Below are 6,658 nucleotides of genomic sequence, written 5' to 3' on the forward strand. Positions count from 1 at the left end.
GCGAACCGAGACCAATCAGAAATCGGCGGAAGGCTTGTAGCCAGATATCAGCCCGGGCGAACGACCTCGCCAGTAGCCAAATTCCGAATCACACTCGGATTCCTCCCCCCCCCCAGCGCCCCACCCAGCACCAGGTCCAGCTGGCCATGGAAGTACTGCTCCACCCGCAACCGGGTCTTCGCCGCCGGGCGCCCGCCGGGGTTGCACGAGGTGGAAATCAACGGCCCCACCAGCGCGCACAGTTCGCGCACCACCGGGTGGTCACTGACCCGCAGCGCTACGGTGTCATGCTGGCCGGTCACCCACTCCGGCAACAGGTCCTGGTGCGGCACCAGCCAGGTATTGGGCCCCGGCCAGGTGCTGCCCATACGGTCGATCCAGTCCTCGGGGAAATCTTCAAACAAAAAGTCGAACTGACGGATATTGTCGGCGACCAGGATCAGGCCTTTATCCACAGGCCGCGACTTCAGCGCCAGCAGGCGGTACACCGCGTCCTCGTTCCAGGGGTCGCAGCCCAGGCCCCAGACCGCTTCCGTTGGGTAGGCGATTACTGCGCCCGCCCGGATCTCACGTGCGGCTTGTTGCACACGAAAACTGCTTACCATTGCTGTTACTCCGCCTATGAACTTGCCTGTGCGCAGTGTACTTAGCCCGCGCGGGCAAACCAACGCCCGGCTTCATTGCTGACCCGCCCTTCCAGTTCCAGCTCGGTCAATTGCGCAAGCACTTCGGCCAGCGGCAACTCGCTGCAATGGGCCAGGCTTTCGCTGGTCTGGGGCGCCGCGTGCAGCAAGGCCAGCAGTGGGTGGTCGAACTTGTCCACAACCGCAGGTGGCAGGTTCTGCCAGCCCTGCAGGCTTTCCATGATCTGCTCCACGGTTTCCACCAGCAGCGCGCCGTCGCGAATCAACTGGTGGCAGCCCTTGGCCCCAGGGTGGTGGATGGAGCCCGGAATGGCATACACCTCGCGGCCTTGTTCTGCCGCCAGCCGCGCCGTGATCAGCGAACCACTGGCCAGGCTGGCCTCGACCACCAGCACGCCCAGCGACAAGCCACTAATGATGCGGTTACGCCGGGGGAAGTTGCTGGGCTGTGGCCCGGCATCCAGCGGGTACTCGGAAACCAGCGCGCCGCCGCTGTCGATAATCGCCTGGGCAAGCGCGGTGTGCCGCTGTGGATAAAGTTTTTGCAGCCCTGTGCCGAGCACCGCGATCGTACCCCCACCGGCCTGTATTGCGGCCCGATGAGCGGCGCCATCGATACCCACTGCCAACCCGCTGGTAATCGTGAAACCGGCCTGTGCCAGGTAACGGGAAAACGCCGCGGCAGTATCGAGGGCTGGCGGTGAAGCGCGCCTGCTTCCCACAATTGCCAGCTGCGGGCGCTCGAGCAGGGCAGGGTCGCCGGCGACAAACAGCAATGGCGGAGCGTCATCGATTTCCCCCAGCAGCGGCGGGTAACCAGGGCCGTCAAACATCAGTAAATGCTGGCCCGGCTGCTCTAGCCAGGCCATCGCCGCCAGGGCCCCATCGCGCACTTCGGCACTGCGCCGCGCGTCGATTGCTGCCTGGGGAATGCCCAACGCGCGCCAGGCGCCGGCGGGTGCGCACAGGGCAGAAGATGCGCTGCCAAACGCCTCCAGCAACGTGCAGAAACGCCGCAGGCCTGTGTCCGGCAAGCGGTGCAGACGCAGCCGCGCCTCCAGTTCAGCCGGCGCAACAGGCGACGAATGGTGATTCGACATGGGGATCATCCTTGATCTAAAAAGGGCCATCGGCGTGGCACAAGCTGTGGATAACTGTGTTGATAACGGTTTGACAACCTGTCTATCGAATAGCCGACAAGCAGGAACTGAAAACCCTAGACGAGCTTTCACAGGTGCTGAAATCCACGTTTGCCTTTATTATGTGTGCTCAGTTTTCAACCAAACGCACAGTGACTGCCTGACCTTATGGCCATCTTGAACATTCTCGAATTCCCAGACCCGCGCCTGCGCACCATCGCCAAGCCGGTGACGGTGTTCGACGACGCCCTGCGTCAGCTGATCGACGACATGTTTGAAACCATGTACGAAGCCCCTGGCATTGGCCTGGCCGCGACCCAGGTCAACGTGCACCAGCAGGTCGTGGTGATGGACCTCAGCGAAGACCGCAGCGAACCGCGGGTCTTCATCAACCCTACGGTCGAAGAGCTGACCGACGACATGGGCCAGTACCAGGAAGGTTGCCTGTCGGTGCCGGGCTTCTACGAGAACGTCGACCGCCCGCTGCGGGTACGGGTAAAAGCCCAGGACCGCGACGGCAAGCCGTTCGAGCTGGAGTGCGAAGGCTTGCTGGCGGTCTGCGTGCAGCACGAATTCGATCACCTCAACGGCAAGCTGTTTGTCGACTATCTGTCGCAGCTCAAACGCGACCGGATCAAGAAGAAACTGGAAAAGCAGCACCGCCAGCAAGCCTGATCCCCACCTTCCAGAAGGCTTGCTCCGGCAAGCCTTTTTCTTTTTTGAAGCGAGAACTCCATGCGCATCGTCTTTGCAGGCACCCCAGAGTTTGCTGCCGAACACCTCAAGGCCCTGCTCGACAGCCCTTACGAGATCGTGGCCGTCTACACCCAGCCTGACCGCCCTGCCGGCCGTGGCCAGAAGCTGATGCCCAGTGCGGTCAAGGCGCTGGCGGTGGCCCATGGCATCCCGGTACTGCAGCCGCAAACCCTGCGCAACGCCGAGGCGCAAGCGGAACTTGCCGCACTGCAGCCAGACTTGATGGTCGTGGTTGCCTACGGCCTGATTCTGCCGCAGGCGGTGCTGGATATCCCCCGCCTGGGCTGCATCAACAGCCACGCCTCCTTGCTGCCGCGCTGGCGCGGTGCAGCGCCGATCCAGCGTGCCGTGGAAGCCGGCGATACCGAAAGCGGTGTCACCGTGATGCGCATGGAAGCCGGCCTGGATACCGGCCCGATGCTGCTCAAGGTAACGACCCCGATCAGCGCCGAGGACACCGGCGGTAGCCTGCATGACCGCCTTGCGCAAATGGGCCCGCCCGCCGTCGTGCAGGCCATCGCCGGCCTGGCCGACGGGTCGCTGCAAGGCGAGGTGCAAAACGATGCCCTGGCCACTTATGCACACAAGCTGAACAAGGACGAAGCGCGCCTGGACTGGTGCCGCCCGGCCGTCGAACTGGAGCGCCTGATCCGTGCCTTCAACCCATGGCCGGTGTGCCACAGCACCCTCGATGGCGAGAGCGTGAAGGTGCTGGCAGCCAACGTGGCGGCAGGCAAAGGTGAGCCGGGCGAGATCCTGTCCGCCAGTAAAGATGGCCTTGTGGTTGCCTGTGGTGACCAGGCACTGAGCCTGACCCGCCTGCAATTGCCCGGTGGCAAGGCGCTGAGCTTCAGCGACCTGTTCAACAGCCGCCGCGAGAAGTTCGCCGCCGGCAAGGTACTTGGCCAATGAACCCACGCCTCGCCGCCGCCCGTGCCCTTGCCGCAGTACTCAGCGGCAAGGCTTCATTGAACAGCTCGCTGCCGGTACAACTGGACAAGGTCGATGAGCGCGACCGCGGCCTGACCCAGGACCTGGCGTTCGGCACTGCACGCTGGCAGCCCCGGCTCGACCTGCTGGCCGCCCAGCTGCTGCAGAAGCCGTTCAAAGCCGCAGACGCCGATGTGCAGGCGCTGCTGCTGGTCGGCCTGTACCAGCTGTTCTACACCCGTATTCCGGCCCACGCCGCAATTGGCGAGACCGTGGGTTGTGCCGACAAACTGAAGAAACCCTGGGCCAAGGGCCTGCTCAATGCCGTGCTGCGCCGCGCCCAGCGCGAAGGCGAAGCGCTGCTGGCCGGCATGGAGCGCGACCCCGTGGTACGCACCGCCCACCCGCGCTGGCTGCAAAAGGCGCTGAAGGCCTTCTGGCCAGAGCAGTGGGAGGCCATTTGCGCCGCCAACAATGCGCACCCGCCGATGATCTTGCGGGTCAACCGCCGTCATCACAGCCGTGACGCCTACCTGCGCCTGCTGGCCGACGCGGGCGTTGCCGCCAGCGCCTGCCACTACAGCCGCGATGGCATCGTGCTGGCCGAAGCCTGCGACGTACGTGGCCTGCCAGGCTTCGCCGAGGGCTGGGTGAGTGTGCAGGACGAAGCCGCGCAGTTGTCCGCTGACTTGCTGGAGCTGGCCGCCGGCCAACGCGTGCTCGACGCCTGTTGCGCGCCCGGCGGCAAAACCTGCCACCTGCTGGAAGCCGAACCAGGCCTGGCTCACCTGACAGCCATCGACCTTGAGGCCAAGCGCCTGACCCGCGTGCGCGAGAACCTCGACCGCCTGCAACTCGATGCCGAGCTGATCGCGTGCGACGCCCGCGACACTGCCAGCTGGTGGGACGGCAAACCGTTCCAGCGCATCTTGCTGGACGCCCCCTGCTCGGCCACTGGCGTGATCCGCCGCCACCCGGATATCAAGCTGACCCGCCAGGCCGACGACATTCCGGCCCTGGCCGCGCTGCAAGGTGAACTGCTCGATGCCCTGTGGCCGACACTGGAAGTGGGCGGCATGCTGCTGTATGCCACGTGCTCCAGCCTGCCGACCGAGAACACGCAAGTGATCGAGGCCTTCCTCGCCCGCACCCCCGGCGCGCGGGAGCTGGACCTGGCCACCGAGGCCGGCCTGCGCCAGCCGCACGGCCGCCAGTTGCTGGCCCAGGAAGGCGGCCACGACGGGTTCTACTATGCCAAGCTGATCAAGATCGCCGCCTCGCGCGGGTAAGCACAAAAGGGTAGGGAGTAGCGGATGAAAATCATCATCCTCGGCGCAGGGCAAGTGGGCGGTACGCTGGCAGAGCACCTGGCCAGCGAGGCCAACGACATTACCGTGGTCGATACCGACGGCGACCGCCTGCGCGACCTGGGCGACCGCCTGGACATCCGCACCGTGCAAGGCCGCGGCTCGCTGCCGACGGTGCTGCGCCAGGCCGGTGCCGACGACGCCGACATGCTGGTGGCGGTAACCAACAGCGACGAAACCAATATGGTTGCCTGCCAGGTGGCCTATTCGCTGTTCCACACCCCGACCAAGATTGCCCGGGTACGCGAGTCGGCCTACCTGACCCGTGAAGAGCTGTTCGACAATGACCACATCCCGGTCGACGTGCTGATCAGCCCCGAGCAGGTGGTGACCAACTACATCAGGCGCCTGATCGAACACCCAGGGTCGCTGCAGGTGATCGACTTCGCCGAAGGCAAGGCGCAGCTGGTGGCCGTGAAGGCTTACTATGGCGGGCCGCTGGTGGGCCAGCAGCTGCGCCAGATCCGCGCGCACATGCCCAACGTGGATACCCGTGTGGCCGCCATTTTCCGCCGCGACCGGCCAATCACCCCGCGTGGCGACACGGTGATCGAAGCCGATGACGAGGTGTTCTTCATTGCCGCGAAAAAAGACATCCGGGCAGTGATGGGCGAGTTGCGTCGTATCGACCAGACCAACAAGCGCATCGTCATTGCCGGTGGTGGCCAAATTGGCGAGCGCCTGGCCGAAGCCATCGAAAGCCGCTATCAGGTGAAGATCATCGAGATGAGCCCAGCCCGCTGCCGGCACCTGTCCGATACGCTAGACAGCACCGTGGTGTTGCAGGGCAGCGCCTCGGACAGGGATCTGATGCTGGAAGAAAACATCGCCGACGCCGATATCTTCCTGGCCCTGACCAACGATGACGAAGCCAACATCATGTCGTCGCTGCTGGCCAAGCGCCTGGGTGCAGGCAAGGTGATGACCATCATCAACAACCCAGCCTACGTCGACTTGGTGCAGGGGGGTGAGATCGACATTGCCATCAGCCCGCAGCTGGCGACCATCGGCACCCTGCTGGCCCACGTGCGCCGGGGCGACATTGTCAGCGTGCACTCGCTGCGCCGTGGCGCAGCCGAAGCGATCGAGGCGGTGGCCCATGGCGATGCCAAGTCGAGCAAGGTCGTTGGCAAGGCGATAGCGGACATCAACCTGCCACCTGGGACCACGATCGGCGCGATCATCCGTGCCGAAGAGGTCATGATTGCCCACGACAACACGCTGATCGAATCGGGTGACCATGTGATCCTGTTCGTTGTGGATAAAAAGCACATTCGCGATGTGGAGAAGCTGTTCCACGTCGGCTTGAGTTTCTTCTAGGAGCAAAAGGCATGCGCGAGTCGCTGGAGAAGATGCTGGCCAAGGGTGTGGATAACCCGTTGCTGCGTTTCGGGCTGGGCAAGGCCTGGCTGGATGAAGGTAACGGTGCAGAAGCTGCGGTGCACCTGGCGCGCTGTGTAGAGCAGGACCCGAAGTACTCGGCAGCGTGGAAGCTGCTGGGCAAGGCCTGTCAGTTGCAGGGTGACCTGCCAGCGGCGCGCAAGGCCTGGGAGGATGGGATCGTGGCGGCACAGGCCCACGGGGACAAGCAGGCCGAGAAAGAGATGACCGTTTTTCTCAAGAAGCTGAACAAGGCTTGAGATAGCCGGGGCTGCTTTGCAGCCCATCGCAGGCAAGCCAGCTCCCACAGGGGTCGCCTTAGGGCTGACAGGTGTTTGCCACAAGGTATGGCAGCGCCTGTTAGTGCGAGCGCCGCCCGCGCGGCGCTCGATCTCACACGCTCACTCGTCGCAAAGCACCGTTCGCGAAACCAGATGCGCAG

General features: G+C 64.2%; 7 protein-coding genes. 5 read left to right on the plus strand and 2 right to left on the minus strand.

Going from position 1 to position 6,658, the window contains the following annotated elements; genetic code table 11:
* Nucleotides 1-47 precede the first annotated feature (47 nt).
* Nucleotides 48-605: an L-threonylcarbamoyladenylate synthase type 1 TsaC gene (gene tsaC / locus GYA94_RS25055; protein ID WP_161893324.1), complete on the minus strand. Its 558-nt coding sequence runs from the start codon at nucleotides 603-605 to the stop codon at nucleotides 48-50.
* A gap of 41 nt (nucleotides 606-646) precedes the next feature.
* The gene (gene dprA / locus GYA94_RS25060) at nucleotides 647-1,744 is read right to left on the minus strand and encodes a DNA-processing protein DprA (protein WP_054906112.1); all 1,098 of its coding nucleotides are present in this window, start codon (nucleotides 1,742-1,744) and stop codon (nucleotides 647-649) included.
* A gap of 207 nt (nucleotides 1,745-1,951) precedes the next feature.
* On the opposite strand from dprA, the gene def reads away from it, so the two are divergent.
* The 5 genes from def to GYA94_RS25085 are packed head-to-tail and all read left to right on the plus strand — an operon-like array spanning nucleotide 1,952 to nucleotide 6,476.
* Nucleotides 1,952-2,458, plus strand: coding sequence for a peptide deformylase (gene def, locus GYA94_RS25065; RefSeq protein WP_009682343.1), 507 nt, complete (start codon nucleotides 1,952-1,954; stop codon nucleotides 2,456-2,458).
* Between the two features lie 60 nt (nucleotides 2,459-2,518).
* The gene (gene fmt / locus GYA94_RS25070; RefSeq protein WP_110676276.1) at nucleotides 2,519-3,451 is read left to right on the plus strand and encodes a methionyl-tRNA formyltransferase; all 933 of its coding nucleotides are present in this window, start codon (nucleotides 2,519-2,521) and stop codon (nucleotides 3,449-3,451) included.
* The gene (gene rsmB / locus GYA94_RS25075) at nucleotides 3,448-4,758 is read left to right on the plus strand and encodes a 16S rRNA (cytosine(967)-C(5))-methyltransferase RsmB (protein WP_161893325.1); all 1,311 of its coding nucleotides are present in this window, start codon (nucleotides 3,448-3,450) and stop codon (nucleotides 4,756-4,758) included. Before fmt ends, rsmB begins: the two co-directional genes overlap by 4 nt.
* Before the next feature lie 24 nt (nucleotides 4,759-4,782).
* Nucleotides 4,783-6,156 (plus strand): Trk system potassium transporter TrkA, encoded by a 1,374-nt coding sequence (gene trkA, locus GYA94_RS25080; protein ID WP_009682347.1) that lies wholly within the window; start codon nucleotides 4,783-4,785, stop codon nucleotides 6,154-6,156.
* 11 nt (nucleotides 6,157-6,167) lie between these two features.
* Entirely contained in the window at nucleotides 6,168-6,476 is a 309-nt protein-coding gene (locus tag GYA94_RS25085) for a tetratricopeptide repeat protein (RefSeq protein ID WP_029888062.1), read from the plus strand.
* Nucleotides 6,477-6,658 lie beyond the last annotated feature (182 nt).

Origin of the sequence: Pseudomonas juntendi, assembly GCF_009932375.1 — a bacterium.
GTDB classification, from domain to species: Bacteria; Pseudomonadota; Gammaproteobacteria; order Pseudomonadales; family Pseudomonadaceae; genus Aquipseudomonas; species Aquipseudomonas juntendi.